The organism is Pseudomonas sp. O230 (genome assembly GCF_045447035.1).
Lineage (GTDB): Bacteria > Pseudomonadota > Gammaproteobacteria > Pseudomonadales > Pseudomonadaceae > Aquipseudomonas.
In genome coordinates this window covers 142,472-158,058 of record NZ_JBJGXN010000011.1, presented here as the reverse complement: position 1 = coordinate 158,058, position 15,587 = coordinate 142,472, and the positions used below count along the sequence as shown (strand labels likewise).

The 15,587-nt window shown below is 60.8% G+C and carries 16 protein-coding genes; 3 read left to right on the top strand and 13 right to left on the bottom strand.

Annotation, left to right across the window (positions count from 1 at the left end; genetic code table 11):
• Positions 1-15: 15 nt before the first annotated feature.
• From holA to ACI77H_RS24085, 3 genes are all read left to right on the top strand, one after another.
• Positions 16-1,053 carry a DNA polymerase III subunit delta gene (gene holA, locus ACI77H_RS24095; RefSeq protein WP_407014153.1) on the top strand — a complete coding sequence of 346 codons (1,038 nt, stop codon included), beginning with the start codon at positions 16-18 and terminating at the stop codon, positions 1,051-1,053.
• Between the two features lie 141 nt (positions 1,054-1,194).
• Entirely contained in the window at positions 1,195-1,359 is a 165-nt protein-coding gene (gene arfA / locus ACI77H_RS24090) for an alternative ribosome rescue factor ArfA (protein ID WP_071489899.1), read from the top strand.
• Between the two features lie 62 nt (positions 1,360-1,421).
• A complete protein-coding gene (locus ACI77H_RS24085; RefSeq protein ID WP_407014152.1) occupies positions 1,422-2,744 on the top strand; it encodes a lytic murein transglycosylase in 1,323 nt (440 codons plus the stop codon).
• A gap of 129 nt (positions 2,745-2,873) precedes the next feature.
• Here the strand turns inward: ACI77H_RS24085 and ACI77H_RS24080 are convergent, their stop codons facing one another.
• The 13 genes from ACI77H_RS24080 to ACI77H_RS24020 all read right to left on the bottom strand — a co-directional run bounded on the left by ACI77H_RS24080 (position 2,874) and on the right by ACI77H_RS24020 (position 15,447).
• Positions 2,874-3,824, bottom strand: a complete 951-nt coding sequence (locus tag ACI77H_RS24080; RefSeq protein WP_407014151.1) for an LD-carboxypeptidase — start codon at positions 3,822-3,824, stop codon at positions 2,874-2,876.
• A 162-nt stretch (positions 3,825-3,986) separates the two neighbouring features.
• Positions 3,987-5,012 (bottom strand): lipoyl synthase, encoded by a 1,026-nt coding sequence (gene lipA, locus ACI77H_RS24075; protein WP_010467371.1) that lies wholly within the window; start codon positions 5,010-5,012, stop codon positions 3,987-3,989.
• Between the two features lies 1 nt (position 5,013).
• Positions 5,014-5,661 (bottom strand): lipoyl(octanoyl) transferase LipB, encoded by a 648-nt coding sequence (gene lipB / locus ACI77H_RS24070; RefSeq protein ID WP_128871443.1) that lies wholly within the window; start codon positions 5,659-5,661, stop codon positions 5,014-5,016.
• Positions 5,661-5,936 (bottom strand): DUF493 domain-containing protein, encoded by a 276-nt coding sequence (locus tag ACI77H_RS24065; RefSeq protein ID WP_003215438.1) that lies wholly within the window; start codon positions 5,934-5,936, stop codon positions 5,661-5,663. Before ACI77H_RS24065 ends, lipB begins: the two co-directional genes overlap by 1 nt.
• 86 nt (positions 5,937-6,022) lie before the next feature.
• Positions 6,023-7,180 carry a D-alanyl-D-alanine carboxypeptidase family protein gene (locus ACI77H_RS24060; RefSeq protein WP_407014150.1) on the bottom strand — a complete coding sequence of 386 codons (1,158 nt, stop codon included), beginning with the start codon at positions 7,178-7,180 and terminating at the stop codon, positions 6,023-6,025.
• 182 nt (positions 7,181-7,362) lie between these two features.
• The gene (locus ACI77H_RS24055) at positions 7,363-8,373 is read right to left on the bottom strand and encodes a septal ring lytic transglycosylase RlpA family protein (RefSeq protein ID WP_407014149.1); all 1,011 of its coding nucleotides are present in this window, start codon (positions 8,371-8,373) and stop codon (positions 7,363-7,365) included.
• On the bottom strand, positions 8,373-9,383 hold the full coding sequence (gene mltB / locus ACI77H_RS24050) for a lytic murein transglycosylase B (protein ID WP_407014148.1): 1,011 nt from the start codon (positions 9,381-9,383) through the stop codon (positions 8,373-8,375). Before mltB ends, ACI77H_RS24055 begins: the two co-directional genes overlap by 1 nt.
• A gap of 17 nt (positions 9,384-9,400) precedes the next feature.
• Positions 9,401-10,504, bottom strand: a complete 1,104-nt coding sequence (gene rodA, locus ACI77H_RS24045; RefSeq protein WP_407014303.1) for a rod shape-determining protein RodA — start codon at positions 10,502-10,504, stop codon at positions 9,401-9,403.
• 31 nt (positions 10,505-10,535) lie between these two features.
• Positions 10,536-12,431 (bottom strand): penicillin-binding protein 2, encoded by a 1,896-nt coding sequence (mrdA, locus tag ACI77H_RS24040; RefSeq protein ID WP_407014147.1) that lies wholly within the window; start codon positions 12,429-12,431, stop codon positions 10,536-10,538.
• Between the two features lie 9 nt (positions 12,432-12,440).
• Positions 12,441-12,908: a 23S rRNA (pseudouridine(1915)-N(3))-methyltransferase RlmH gene (gene rlmH / locus ACI77H_RS24035; protein WP_007937439.1), complete on the bottom strand. Its 468-nt coding sequence runs from the start codon at positions 12,906-12,908 to the stop codon at positions 12,441-12,443.
• A gap of 9 nt (positions 12,909-12,917) precedes the next feature.
• The gene (gene rsfS / locus ACI77H_RS24030; protein WP_407014146.1) at positions 12,918-13,412 is read right to left on the bottom strand and encodes a ribosome silencing factor; all 495 of its coding nucleotides are present in this window, start codon (positions 13,410-13,412) and stop codon (positions 12,918-12,920) included.
• A 72-nt stretch (positions 13,413-13,484) separates the two neighbouring features.
• A complete protein-coding gene (nadD, locus tag ACI77H_RS24025) occupies positions 13,485-14,111 on the bottom strand; it encodes a nicotinate-nucleotide adenylyltransferase (protein WP_407014302.1) in 627 nt (208 codons plus the stop codon).
• A gap of 64 nt (positions 14,112-14,175) precedes the next feature.
• On the bottom strand, positions 14,176-15,447 hold the full coding sequence (locus tag ACI77H_RS24020) for a glutamate-5-semialdehyde dehydrogenase (protein WP_407014145.1): 1,272 nt from the start codon (positions 15,445-15,447) through the stop codon (positions 14,176-14,178).
• Positions 15,448-15,587 lie beyond the last annotated feature (140 nt).

Below are 15,587 nucleotides of genomic sequence, written 5' to 3'. Positions count from 1 at the left end.
CGTTTGCCCTCGCCCATGAAACTCGCCCCCGCCCAACTCGCCAAACACCTGCAAGGTGCGCTCGCGCCTGTCTACATCATCAGTGGCGACGATCCGCTGCTGTGCCAGGAAGCCGCCGACGCCATTCGCGCAGCCGCCCGTCAACAAGGCTTCGACGAACGCCAGGTGTTCGCCGCCGACGCCAGTTTCGACTGGGGAACGCTGCTGCAAGCCGGCGCGAGTATGTCGTTGTTCGCTGAAAAACGCCTGCTGGAACTGCGTCTGCCGTCCGGCAAGCCCGGTGACAAAGGTGCTGCCGCATTCATCGAGTACTGCTCGCGTCCGGCCGAAGACACCGTGCTACTGATCAGCCTGCCAAAGCTCGACGGCAGCGCGCAGAAAACCAAGTGGGGCAAGGCGCTGGTCGAAGGTCAGCACACCCAGTTCGTGCAAATCTGGCCGGTGGATGCCAACCAGTTGCCGAGCTGGATCCGTCAGCGCTTGTCTCAGGCCGGCCTGTCCGCGAGCCAGGACGCCGTGGAACTGATCGCCGCGCGAGTCGAGGGCAACTTGCTGGCTGCCGCGCAGGAAATCGAAAAACTCAAGCTGATGGCCGAAGGTGGGCAGATCACGGTCGAAACCGTGCAAGCCGCAGTGGCCGACAGCGCGCGTTTCGATGTATTCGGCCTGACTGATGCGATTCTTAACGGCGAAGCGGCGCATGCCCTGCGCATGCTCGAAGGTCTACGCGGGGAAGGTGTCGAACCGCCGGTGATTCTTTGGGCGCTGGCCCGGGAACTGCGCTTGCTGGCCAGCCTGTCGCTGCAATACAGCCAGGGCGTGCCGCTGGACAAAGCCTTCAGCTCTGCCCGTCCGCCGGTCTGGGACAAACGCAAACCGCTGATGAGCAAAGCCCTGCAACGTTACTCGGCGCAACGCTGGGCGCAGTTGTTGCTGGAAGCACAGCGCATCGACGCTCAGATCAAAGGTCAGGCAGCGGGTTCACCGTGGATGAGTTTGAGTCGGTTGTCGCTGCTGATGGCCGGACAGCGATTGACGCTGCCTGCGGAGTAAGACGGCTGGAACGAGTCGCTGCGTTCTGCCCACTGCTGGAGCGAGCTTGCGAAAGGTCCTACACAATGTGAGGTCTGGACAGACCCCCAACTTCGGCAGATTATTCCCCGCGCAAACCCCACTCAATCGAGAGAGCTGATCATGAGCAAAAAGCCATCAAAACATGGCCCCAACAAAGCCAAATCCATCATCGCCCAGCCACTGTTCCGAAGCCGTCAGGAACGAGCCGGCAAGGGCAAAGGCAGCTACCGCCGCGAAGCCTTCCAGTCTAAAAGCTGGGAGGCTTCTTACTTTCTGGCGGCCTGAAAGGCAAGCCATCGCTCAACATGTTAAGGTCTGCACCTGATTCGTATTTCCTGGACCCGTGCATGCCCCTTTGTATTTCCCGTCGTTGGCATTTGCGCCAATTGATCGCTGCCTCCAGCCTCGTTCTGCTTGTCGCCTGCGCGGAAAAACCGACCGCCGCCGACGCCCAACCGCTTCAGACCCTTCCCGTCGCAACAGCCCCTGCGGTGATCCCGCCCGTGGTGCCGACCGGTGAAAATCTCGACATCCAGCCGACCCAGACCTTCGCCGAATGGCAAGCGGGTTTCCGCAAGGATGCGCTGGCCGCCGGCATCCGCGCCGACCTGTTCGACCGCGCCTTCGCCAATGTCAGCCTGGACACCAGCGTGATCCGTGCCGACCGCAGCCAACCGGAGTTTTCCCGCCCGGTGTGGGAATACCTCGACGGCGCCCTGTCGCCGCTGCGCGTGCGCAAAGGTCAGGCGCTGGTCAGCCAATACGCCGATATCCTGCAAAGCATCGAACAACGCTACGGCGTCGATCGTCAGGCACTGGTCGCGGTGTGGGGCATGGAGAGTAACTTCGGCCAGTTTCAGGGTAGCAAGTCGGTGATCAACTCCCTGGCGACCCTGGCCTACGAAGGCCGGCGCCCTGGTTTCGCCCACGCGCAATTGATCGCGGCCCTGCAGATCCTGCAACAAGGCGATATCGCTCCGGAGAAAATGCTCGGTTCCTGGGCCGGCGCCATGGGTCAGACCCAATTCATCCCGACCACCTACAACACCCACGCCGTGGATTTTGATGGGGATGGTCGTCGCGACATCTGGGGCAGTTCCGCCGATGCCCTCGCGTCGACTGCGCACTATCTGCAAAGCTCGGGGTGGCAGAAAGGCCAGCCATGGGGCTTTGAAGTGCAGCTGCCGGGCAGCTTCAACTACGTGTTGGCCGATGGCACCATTCGCAAGAGCGTCGCCGAATGGCAGCAATTGGGCGTCACGTTGCCTAACGGCGGCCAGGTTCCGGCCGGGTCGGAACACCTGTCGGCGGCCTTGTTGCTCCCGGCAGGCTATCGCGGCCCGGCATTCCTGGTGCTCGACAACTTCCGTGCAATCCTCAAGTACAACAACTCGTCGTCCTACGCGCTGGCCGTCAGCTTGTTATCCGAGCGCTTCAACGGCGCGGGTTTTATCAATGGCACCTGGCCGAAGGATGATTTGCCGCTGAGCCGTTCCGAGCGGATCGAGCTGCAAAACCTGCTGAGCGCGCAGAAGTACGATGCGGGCACCGCCGACGGCATCATCGGCGCCAACACCCGCAAAGCGATCCGCAGCGCCCAGCAGACGTTTGGCTGGCCGGCGGACGGGTACCCGACGCACAAATTGCTCGAAGGTTTGCGCAACCGATAGTTAGCCGTATGGCGAATGCCGCCTTCGCGAGCAAGCCCGCTCCCACATTTAACCGCGTTCTTGCATGGAAACACGGTCGAATGTGGGAGCGGGCTTGCTCGCGATGACTGAATGTCAGGCGATGAAGCCCTATCGCTTGGTGACAACATCCTGCTCCAACACCAACTCCTTGCTCCCCGCATCCAACCGGACCAGCGCCCCCATCGGCAACGTCAGGTTCGGATCGCAATGCCCGCTGCGCCACCCGGCCAGTACCGGAATCCGCAGCGGCTCAAACGTCTGCTTGAGCAACCGTTCCAATGCAACCGGATCGACCCCGGCCACATCCCCCACCAGAACCCCGCGCAACTTGCCCAGCGTCCCTGCAAGCCGAAGATGGGTCAGCAGCCGGTCAATGCGGTACAGCGGCTCGTTGATGTCCTCGATGAGCAGGATGACGCCCTCCGCGTCGATTTCATAAAGCGTGCCCATGGTCGCGGCAATCATCGACAGATTGCCGCCCAGCAAGCGCCCATGAGCGATGCCAGGCTCGATTGTGGTCAACGGGTAAGCCACCGGGTGCGTCAACACACTGCCCGCCTTTACCTGCCCCCTGAGCATGTTGAAAAATGAAGACTCGGTAGGCTTTTGCTTGCCCCCCAACAGATCAGCGTTGAGCAGCGGACCATGAAAAGTCACGAATCCGGCATAACGGCTGATTGCCAGGTGCAGGGCGGTGATGTCGCTGTAGCCGATGAATGGCTTGGCGTTGTTCTGCAGCAATTCGAAATCAATGCGATCAAGCAAACGCGGCGTGCCATAACCACCGCGCAGGCAAATGATCGCATCGACCTCGTTGTCGGCGAATGCTGCGTGCAGGTCATTGAGCCGCACGTCGTCACTGCCCGCCAGATAGCCATCCTGCTCATACACACCAGGGAAAATCCGCAACGCGTAACCGCGCGCGCGCATCCAGCTGAGGGCCTTATCGGTATCCAGCCCAGCAGGGCCGGCGGGCGCGATGACGCCGATCAGCCCTTCCGAGGGCAAGGCCGGTACGGGTTTATGGGGGAAAAGAGTGTGGGTCGGTCGAACGGTCATCCATGAATCTCCCTGCGCGAAAACTTCTGCACACAGTAGTCAGGAACGGGAATAAACAGAAGAGGGTCAGTCGCCCCACAGGTTGCAGGAAAAGACTGTAGTTGCCGTAAGCGCAGCCAACAAAAAACGCCCGCAAGGCTGAAATGCCTTGCGGGCGTTTTGTTACAAGGACGACATCAATTCAGCTTTAACCAGCTTCGCCTGCTCATCGGCGTGGTACGAAGAACGTACCAATGGACCGGAAGCGACGTTCTTGAAGCCCATTTTGTAACCTTCCTCGGCGAACCAGGCGAAGGTGTCCGGGTGCACGAAACGCTCCACCGGCAAGTGACTGCGGGAAGGTTGCAGATATTGGCCGAGGGTCAGCATGTCGATGTCGTGTTCGCGCATGCGCTTCATGACTTCGATGACTTCTTCGTCGGTTTCGCCCAGACCCAGCATCAGGCCGGACTTGGTCGGAATGTGCGGCATCATTTGCTTGAAGCGCTGTAGCAGGGTCAGCGACCACTGATAATCCGAACCCGGACGCGCAGCCTTGTACAGGCGCGGCACGGTTTCCAGGTTGTGGTTGAACACATCTGGCGGCTCGGCGGCGGTGATTTCCAGCGCCACGTCCATGCGCCCGCGGTAATCCGGGACCAGGGTTTCGAGCTGCACATTCGGCGACAACTTGCGGATTTCGCGGATGCAGTCGGCAAAGTGCTGGGCACCGCCGTCACGCAGGTCGTCGCGGTCAACCGAGGTGATCACTACGTATTTCAGTTTCAGGTCGGCGATGGCAATAGCCAGGCTTTCCGGCTCATTCACGTCCAGTGGTTTCGGACGGCCGTGGCCAACGTCACAGAACGGGCAGCGACGGGTGCAGATGTCGCCCATGATCATGAAGGTCGCGGTGCCGCCGGAGAAGCACTCGCCCAGGTTCGGGCAGGACGCTTCTTCGCAAACGCTGTGCAGCTTGTGTTTGCGCAACAGGGCCTTGATGCGATCGACTTCCGGGGAAACCGGGATGCGCACGCGGATCCAGTCAGGCTTCTTCGGCAGTTCGGTGGTCGGAATGATCTTTACCGGGATGCGTGCAACCTTCTCGGCGCCGCGCAGCTTGACGCCGGCTTCTACCTTGGCACGCGGGGCCGGACGCTCGGTGACATCCAGCGTCGGGATCATGGTTTGCACTGCATCAGTAGTCATATCAGTCGATTCCGCCCGTTAGGGTCGTCTGCTCAGCATAGTCGAGGTGTTTGACGAGCTGCGCGCGCAGCCGGGCACTAACCTCGGCAAATTCAATCGATCCTGCGTGATCGCTCAGCTGGGTCATCGCCAGCCCGGCGTAGCCGCAGGGATTAATCCGTCGAAACGGTTCCAGGTTCATGTCCACGTTCAGGGCCAGGCCATGAAAGGAACAACCGTGGCGGATCCGCAGACCCAAGGATGCGATTTTCGCCCCGTCGACGTAGACGCCGGGCGCATCCGGTTTGGCCGCAGCCGTCACGCCGTAGCTGGCCAGCAGCTCGATGAGGCAGTGCTCCATGCGGGTGACCAGGTCACGCACACCGAAACCCAGCTTGCGTACATCGAGCAACAGATAGGCGACCAACTGGCCGGGCCCGTGATAAGTCACCTGACCACCGCGATCGACCTGCACCACCGGAATATCTCCCGGCAACAACAGATGCTCGGCCTTGCCGGCCTGGCCCTGAGTGAACACCGGAGGATGTTCAACCAGCCAGATTTCGTCCGCGGCATCGCTGCCGCGTTCGTTGGTGAAACGTTGCATGGCATGCCAGACGGGCTCGTAAGCCATCTGGCCAAGCTCGCGAAAGCCCAGCGTGCCAGACATCACAGCACCATGTGCACGAAGCCGGTAGCCCGCAGTTCGCTGTTGATGTTGTACAGCTGGTCCTGGTCGGTGGCGACGATGTGCAACTGAATCGTGGTGTATTTGCCGTTGGTGCTCTGGCGTTCATCCACACGGTCATGGTTGATCGTCGCGTGTTTCTTGACGATCTCGATGATCTTGTCTTTGTTGCCAACACCGGTATCGCTGATCACCTTAACCGGGTAATCAACGTTGGGGAATTCGATCTTGGGCGCCTTTACTTCGGTATCGGTCATGGCGTAACGGCCTCGTAAGCGTAAGCCGTGGCGACGGGCATGCCCCCGCGCCGGATGAGCGCGGGACCATGCAGGTGCACACTAATTCAGTTGAACAAGCCGTAGAAGAATAGACGGATGCTATCCCACATGCGACGGAAGATACCACCCTCTTCAACGCCATCCAGAGCGATCAGGTCAGCGCTGTGCACTACCTTGTCGTCCAGTTTGACTTCGACTTTACCGATCACGTCGCCCTTGGCGATTGGCGCAACCAGTTGCGGGTTCATGGTCATGCTGGCAGCGAGCTTTTTCAGCTGGCCCTTTGGCAGGGTCATGGTCAGGTCTTCGGCCAGGCCGGCCTTGACTTGATTGGTAGCGCCCTTCCAGACAGGCGCCTGGGCCAGCTCGGCACCTTTCTGATAGAAGGTCTGGGTTTCGAAGAAACGGAAACCGTAGGTCAGCAGCTTCTGGGTTTCCGAAGCACGTGCCACTTCGCTGTTGGTGCCGAACACCACGGCGATCAGGCGCATGCCATCACGTACGGCCGAAGACACCATGCAGTAGCCAGCTTCGTCGGTGTGGCCGGTTTTCAGACCGTCGACGGTCTTGTCGCGCCACAGCAACAGGTTACGGTTAGGTTGCTTGATGCCGTTCCAGAAGAACTCTTTCTGCGAGTAGATCGCATAGTGAGCCGGGTCTTCGTGGATGATTGCGCGAGCCAGCACGGCCATGTCGTGAGCCGACGAGTAGTGCTCAGGGTTAGGCAGGCCGGTCGGGTTCATGAAGTGGCTGTTGGTCATGCCCAGGTCGGCCACGGTTTTGTTCATCATGTCGGCGAAGGCGTCTTCGCTACCGGCGATGTGCTCCGAGAGCGCAACACTGGCGTCGTTACCCGACTGAATGATGATGCCGTGCAACAGGTCGCTGACAGTTACCTGCGAACCGACCTTGATGAACATCCGCGAACCGCCGGTGCGCCAGGCGTTTTCGCTGACGGTCACCGGATCGTTTTCGCCGATCTGGCCGCGACGGATTTCCAGGGTCGCGATGTACGCGGTCATCAGTTTGGTCAGGCTGGCAGGCGGCAGACGCTGGTCACCGTTGTTCTCGACCAGCACGTTGCCGCTGCTGGCATCCATGAGCACATAGGCTTTGGCGGCCAGTTGTGGCGGCGACGGCATCATCTCGACCGCGAAGGCGGCAGGTGAGAGGAGCAGCGGGACTAGAAGGCACAGGCGTTTGGCAAAGGTGGTGATGTTCATCCGTCTCTCGAAATCGCTAATGGAAACTGCCCGAGGGCAAAACTAATCAGACAACCTTCTAACGGGTTGTCGCGTGTTCAGTCGTTCACTCAGAACCCTTGCCGGGCTTTTGTTCTTCAACGAGCCAACAACCAGGTTCACCCCCCAAAACCGCAAGTGAACCGTCAATCAAGTACTACGTGTTACTCGGCGGTGACCACGCTCGGCGAACCGAGATTGGCCAGGCGCACGCTGTTCTGCACTTGCTGGATTTCACCCGGCGAGCCGATCGGCCCCAGGCGCACCCGATGCAGTGTCTGTTGATTGCGCACGATCGAGCTGATGAACACCGGAGCGCTCACCATCCCGCTGAGCTTCGATCTCAGGAGTTCTGCAGCGTCCGGGTTGGCGAACGCGCCCACCTGCAGATACTGGCCAGAGGCTGGTGCAGAAGCGTTTTTTTTTGCATCGATCTGCACGGGCACGACGGCCGCCGCGTGTTGCTGCGGCGGCGGAGTCCATTGCTCGACCGTGCCGGCGGACGCGGTAATCGTCGGCGCGGCATTTTGCGCCACTTGCGGCTCGTTGAGCATCAAAGGCGCCGGACGGCCTTTGGCGGCCCACCATTGCTGAGGATCAATGCCTTCGACCTTGACCCGCGCCGTGCCGGTTTCGGCGTAGCCGAGTTTCTTGGCGGCGGCATAGGACAAGTCGATGATGCGGTCCGAGTAGAACGGCCCACGATCATTGACCCGCAAAATCACTGACTTGTTGTTGTCGAGGTTGGTCACCCGAACGTAACTGGGCAGTGGCAAGGTCTTGTGAGCGGCGCTCATGCCATACAGGTCGTAAACCTCGCCATTGGCGGTGTTCTGGCCGTGGAACTTGGTGCCATACCACGACGCCGTGCCCGAGGCGACGTAGGTCTTGGATTCTTGCAGCGGGAAGTAAGTCTTGCCCAGCACGGTATACGGGTTGGCCTTGTAAGGACCGGTGTGCAGGGTCGGCGTGGCATCCGGGATGCGCGATACGTCGACGTCCCACCACGGCGCGCCATCTTTGTGGGCGCGGTTGATGTCCAGCCCCGGCGTCGAGCGCACGGCGGTAGAGGATTTCTGAGACGGCGCGCGACTGGTCGAACAACTGGCGACCAGCACTGCCAACGCGGCGAATGCCATCAGCTTCAGGGGTTTATTCATAGGCAATGCCCGCATTACTTGACGCCCCGTGCTTGGACCAGCTGTTCAGACAGTTGATGTACGGCCATGGCGTACATCACGCTGCGGTTATAACGCGTGATTGCGTAAAAATTCGTCAGGCCCATCCAGTACTCAGGGCCATTGTCACCTTCCAGGCGGAATGCCGTGACCGGCATATCATCGCGCAGCGCATCATGACTTGACCACCCTAGAGCCCGCAACTCTCCGACGGTTTTAGTCGGTTCGATGCCGGTGGTCAAACCCTCATCCACCTGCTCGCCACGCACATCGGCGCGGCTGACCACCGGCTCGCCGGCCGCCCAGCCGTGCCGCTTGAAATAACTGGCGACGCTGCCAATGGCATCGTCCGGATTGGTCCAGATATTAATGTGGCCGTCACCGTCGAAGTCCACCGCATAGGCGCGAAAACTGCTCGGCATGAACTGCGGCAAGCCCATCGCCCCGGCGTAGGAGCCTTTGAGGGTCAGTGGATCGACCTGCTCTTCCCGGGCCAGCAGCAGGAACTCACGCAATTCCTTGCGGAAGAATTCGGCCCGGGGAGGATAGTCGAAACCCAGGGTCGACAAGGCGTCGATTACCCGGAAATTGCCGGTATTTCGACCGAAAAAGGTCTCAACGCCGATGATCGAGACAATCACCTGGGCTGGCACGCCATATTCCTGCTCGGCTCGGGCCAGTACCGCCTCGTGCTGCCGCCAGAAATCCACGCCACGAGCAATGCGCGCGTCGGTGATGAACATCGGGCGATATTCTTTCCATTGCTTGACCCGCTCGGCAGGCTTGGAGATCGCGTCCAGAATCGACTGTTTGCGCTCGGCTTCGCGGAACACGCCCATCAGCTGTTCACCGGCAAAGCCGTAATCGCGGGTCATTTCACCGACGAATTCGGCCACCTGGGGTGTGCCTTCGTAATCGCCGGCCAACGCGTCCTGCGCTGTGCCAAGGATGCTTACCAGGCCGACCCATGGCGCGTATCGAGTCGCCCAGCCACGCATTACTTGCATTGAAATCTTCACCTTATTCAAACCTGTGCGATCCACTTACGATGGGTATGGATCGACATCAAAACCCCAAACGCTGACAGCAGCGTCACCAGCGAAGTTCCTCCGTAGCTAATGAACGGCAACGGCACCCCCACAACCGGCAACAGGCCACTGACCATACCGATGTTGACGAAAACGTAAACAAAAAACGTCATGGTGAGGGCGCCCGCGAGCAGTTTGCCGAACAATGTCTGGGCCTGGGCGGTAATCACCAGCCCGCGACCGATCAACAGCAGGTAAATCAGCAGCAGTGCGCAGATGCCCACCAGGCCAAACTCTTCACCCATCACCGCAATAATGAAGTCAGTGTGGCTTTCGGGCAGGAAGTCCAGGTGCGACTGGGTGCCCAACAGCCAGCCCTTGCCGAACACGCCGCCGGAACCGATGGCCGCTTTCGACTGAATGATGTTCCACCCGGTGCCCAGCGGATCGCTTTCCGGGTCGAGGAACGTCAGGATTCGCTGCTTCTGGTAGTCGTGCATGATGAAAAACCACATCGCCACGGCCACCGGTACAGCGGCGGCCAGCACGCTGATGATCCAGCGCCAGCGCAGTCCGCCCATGAACAAAACGAATGCGCCACCCGCAAGGATCAGCAGCGAAGTGCCGAGATCGGGTTGTCGCACGATCAAAATGAACGGCAAACCGATCAGGAACAGACTGACGCCCACATGCTTGAGCTGCGGCGGCAAAGTGCGTTTGGACAAATACCAGGCGATGGTCGCCGGCATCAGGATCTTCATGAACTCCGAAGGCTGGAAGCGGATCACCCCTGGAATGTTGATCCAGCGCGTGGCGCCCATGGCGTTGTGGCCCATGACGTCCACCACCACCAGCAACAGCACGCCGACTACATAACCGACCGGCACCCAACGGGCCATGAATCGCGGTTCGAACTGGGCGATGACGATCATCGACACCAGGCCGATGCCGAACGAAGTGGCTTGTTTGGCCAACAAGTCCCAGCTCTTGCCGCTGGCCGAATACAACACGAACAGGCTGCCGGCGGCGAGCGTCAGCAGCAGGATCAGCAACGGGCCGTCGATGTGCAGGCGTTGCAACAGCGTCGCACGGCGACGCATCACATCCTCGCTGGAGAGGATGCGATCGAAATTACTCTTCACGGGCCGTAGCCTCCGCACTGGTAGGGCTGGCGTACTCGGCTTTCAGTCGGCCGTCCTGGTCCAGAAGCCACGCGTCCATGACCTGACGTACGACGGGCGCGGCGACACCGGAACCGGACTCGCCGTTCTCGACCATCACCGACACCACTATTTGCGGGTTGTCGGCCGGCGCGAAGCCGACGAACAAGGCGTGGTCACGATGTCGTTCCTGAACCTTGGAGCGGTCGTACTTCTCGCCCTGCTTGATCGCGACCACCTGGGCCGTACCACTTTTGCCGGCAATCCTGTATTGCGCACCGATAGAGGCCTTGCGCGCGGTACCGCGGGCGCCGTGCATCACCTGCTGCATGCCGTGGTTGACCTTGGTCCAGTCAGACGGGTCACGCAGGATGATGTCCGGCATCGGGTTCTCATCCTTGGGCTTCTCGCCTTCTACGGTCTTCGCCAGGTGCGGACGGTTCCAAACGCCTTTGTTGGCCACCAGCGCCGTGGCCTGGGCCAGTTGCAATGGAGTCGACTGCATGTAGCCCTGGCCGATCCCGAGGATCAGCGTTTCGCCCGGAAACCAGGCCTGCCGACGGGTAGCGCGCTTCCATTCACGGGACGGCATCAGGCCCGGCGATTCCTCGAACATATCCAGGGAGACTTTCTGGCCGATACCGAACTTGCCCATGTACGCCGACAACCGATCAATCCCAAGCTTGTGCGCCAGGTCATAGAAGTAGGTGTCATTGGAGCGCATGATCGCCGTGTCCAGGTCCACGTAACCGTCGCCGGTGCGGTTCCAGTTGCGATACTTGTGATCGTAGTTGGGCAACATGTAGTAGCCGGGGTCAAAGACCCGGGTCGACGCGGTGATCACGCCCGAATCCAGACCGGCAATCGCCACCGCTGGCTTGATGGTCGAGCCCGGCGGGTAGAGACCGCGCAGCACGCGGTTGAACAGCGGCCGGTCGATCGAGTCGCGCAGCTCGGAATAAGCCTTGAAGCTGATGCCGGTGACGAACAGGTTCGGGTCGAAACTCGGCTGACTGACCATCGCCAGCACTTCGCCGGTTTTCGGGTCCAGCGCCACGACCGCCCCACGACGACCGCCGAGTGCGGCTTCAGCGGCTTCCTGCAATTTGATGTCCAGGCTCAGGACGATGTCCTTGCCGGGAATCGGATCGGTACGTTTCAGCACCCGCAGCACGCGGCCACGGGCGTTAGTCTCGACTTCTTCGTAACCGACCTGACCGTGCAATTCCGGCTCGTAGAAGCGCTCGATGCCGGTTTTGCCAATTTGATGGGTGCCGCTGTAACTCACCGGGTCCAGCGACTTCAGCTCTTTCTCGTTGATCCGCCCCATGTAACCCACCGAGTGCGCAAAGTGCGCGCCCTGTGGATAGTGACGCACCAGCTGTGCAACCACTTCCACGCCCGGCAGACGGAACTGGTTCACCGCGATTCGGGCGATCTGCTCTTCGGTCAGCTCGAACAGGATGGGCACCGGCTCGAACGGCCGCCGCCCCTGCCGCATGCGCTTCTCGAAGATCACTCGATCCTCGGGCGTCATTTCCAGCACTTCGACGATCACGTCGAGCACTTGCTGCCAGTCGCCGGAGCGCTCGCGGGTCATGCTCAGGCTGAAGCTCGGCCGGTTGTCGGCCACCACCACGCCATTGCGGTCGAAGATCAATCCGCGCGTCGGTGGAATCGGCTGCACATGGACGCGGTTGTTTTCCGACAGGGTCGAGTGATATTCGTACTGAATCACCTGCAGGAAATACAGGCGAGCGATCAACACGCCGATCAGCACCACCACTGCAATGGCCCCGAACACGACGCGACCACGCACCAGACGGGCGTCTTTTTCGTGGTCCTTGATGCGGATCGGCTGGGACATGAGGCAGAACTACTTGTGGTAAGGGTGGCCGGACAGAACTGTCCAGGCACGGTACAGCTGTTCGCCGATCAGAATCCGCACCAGCGGGTGCGGCAACGTCAACGGCGACAACGACCAACGCTGATCCGCCCGCGCACACACTTCCGGCGCCAGCCCTTCGGGGCCGCCGACCATGAAATTCACCGTGCGCGAGTCCAGCCGCCAGCGATCGAGTTCGACCGCCAACTGCTCGGTGCTCCAGGGCTTGCCGTGGACTTCGAGGGTGACAACGCGCTCGTTAGGCCCGACCTTGGCCAGCATGGCTTCGCCTTCCTGACGGATGAAGCGCGCCACGTCGGCGTTCTTGCCACGGGTGTTGAGCGGTATTTCCACCAGTTCCAGCGCCAGCTCGGACGGAAGACGCTTGGCATATTCATGCCAGCCTTCTTCCACCCATTTGGGCATGCGTGAACCGACGGCGATCAGTCGCAGTCGCACAGCGGTCCCTTATTGCTGGTCTTTGTTGAGCTTGGTGAAATGCTCATGGGTGTTTTCCGGGCTGTGATGCGCAGCGCTGGCCGAACGGCTCTGCTCTGCACCGGCCCACAGGCGCTCCAGGTCATAGAACTGGCGAGCCGAGGCGGTCATCATGTGCACGATGACGTCGTCCATATCCAGCAGCACCCAGTCGCTGTCGCCCTTGCCTTCTTCACCCAATGGCTTGACGCCCAGGGCTTTGACGGCTTCGCGGACCTTGTCCAGCATCGCGCCGATCTGGCGGTTGGACGTACCGGTGGCGATGATCATGAAGTCAGTGATGCTCTGCTTTTCACGAACGTCGATGACCTGAATGTCCTGGGCCTTGACGTCTTCCAGGGCCGCTACGGCAACCTTGACCAGCTCTTCGCCGGCCAGTGGCGCGCCAGTTGGAACTTCTACTGGCAGGGGGGCGCTCTTGAATGTGCCTTTGCGCTTTACTTTAGTTACGTCTTTGTTCGTCATATAAAACTCGTTTTGCTCGTATGTTCGGGCGCTTCGCTACACGCATTCACGTGCCTTGAAGCGCACCCTTTTTCAGTTCGACGCACGGTAAAGTCCGTGCGCATCGATGTAGGCCAGGACCGCGTCGGGCACCAGGAAACGTACCGACTTACCGCTGGCCAGCAGTTGACGGATCTGGGTGGCGGATACCGCGAGCGGCGTCTGCCAGACGAATGCAATCTGTCCGCTCGGCCCTTTGAGGGCCAGCGGGTCGCTCACCGAGCGCGCTGCCAGCAGGTTGCGCAAGGCATCCGGCGGTTCGCTGTCGGCATCCGGGCGTTGCAGCACCAGGATGTGGCAATGCTGGAGTAACTCTTCCCAGCGGTGCCAAGTGGGCAGGCCGCAAAATGCGTCCCAGCCCAAAAGTAGAAAAACCTGGTCTTCAACGGCCAGTTCGGCGCGCATCAGTTCCAGGGTGTCGATGGAGTAGGACGGCTTGTCCCGCTGCAATTCGCGGGCATCCACCACCAACGGCGCCACACCGGCCACGGCGCATTCGACCATCCCCAGACGGTCCTTCGCCGACACCTGCGGCGTGCCGCGATGCGGAGGCCTGGCACTCGGCGTCAGGCGCAGCTCATCGAGCGCCAGCGATTCGGCGACTTCCAGCGCACCGCGCAAATGGCCGATGTGCACAGGGTCGAACGTCCCGCCCAGCATGCCGATACGTCGAGGCGCAGGTTCGCTGGCAGTTGCCGGGGCCGACGGATTAAGGTCGCCCAAGTCAGACCGACGCCTGGCCGCGCAACTGGCCATCACCGACCACGATGTACTTCTCGCAGGTCAGGCCTTCGAGGCCTACCGGGCCGCGGGCGTGCAGCTTATCAGTAGAAATGCCAATCTCGGCACCCAATCCGTATTCGAAGCCATCAGCGAAGCAAGTCGGGGTGTTGATCATCACCGACGACGAATCGACTTCCGCGACAAAACGCCGGGTGTCGGCAAGGTTTTCGCTCACGATCGAATCGGTGTGGTGGGAGCCGTACTTGTTAATGTGCTCGATGGCCTGATCCAGTCCGTCGACCACGCGGATCGAGAGGATCGGCGCCAGGTATTCGGTGTGCCAATCGTCTTCAGTGGCCACTGCGGCATCGATGATCCCCCGCGCGCGCTCGCACCCCCGCAGTTCAACGCCTTTTTCGCGGAACTGGGCAGCCATCACCGGCAGGAAATCTCTGGCAACGGCTTGATCCACCAACAGCGTTTCCATCGCACCGCAAATACCATAACGGTAAGTCTTGGCATTAAAGGCGATGCGCTGGGCTTTCGGCAGATCGGCGTGGGCACTGACGTAAACGTGGCAAATACCGTCCAGATGCTTGATCACCGGCACGCGGGCATCGCGGCTGACCCGTTCGATCAGGCCACGTCCACCACGGGGCACGATGACATCGACGTATTCAGGCATGGTAATCAACGCGCCGACGGCTGCACGGTCAGTGGTTTCGACCACTTGAACCACGGCGGCCGGCAGATCGGCCTCGGCCAGACCGCGTTGAATGCAGGCTGCAATGGCACGATTGGAATGAATCGCCTCGGAACCGCCGCGCAGGATGGTCGCGTTACCGGATTTGAGGCACAGACTGGCGGCGTCGATGGTCACGTTGGGCCGGGATTCGTAGATGATCCCGATCACGCCCAGCGGCACACGCATCTTGCCAACCTGAATCCCCGACGGACGGAAGCTCATGTCGCGAATGGCCCCGACCGGGTCCGGCAACGCTGCAACCTGACGCAGGCCGACGATCATGCCGTCGATACGCTCCGGGGTCAGCGCCAGACGTTCCAGCAGCGCAGGCTCAAGACCGTTGGCTCGACCAGCCGCCAGATCCAGTTCATTGGCGGCCGTCAGCTCGGTACGCGCGGCATCCAGCGCATTGGCAGCCGCCTGCAAGGCGCGGTTTTTCTGCGCGGTGCTGGCACGGCCGATGATGCGCGACGCTTCACGGGCGGCGCGACCCAGGCGGGTCATGTAGTCGAGAACGGACTCAGTCATGGTCGGTGGCGGTCTTTGCTAAGGTCTTGGTAAAGAGTAAAGCGGCAGATTATAGCTGTCGCGTCCCCTGACTAACAGCGGTGACGGGCGGATGGTCGAAATGGACGGCAATTTGCCGACGTTCAGCCGTGATTAAGCTG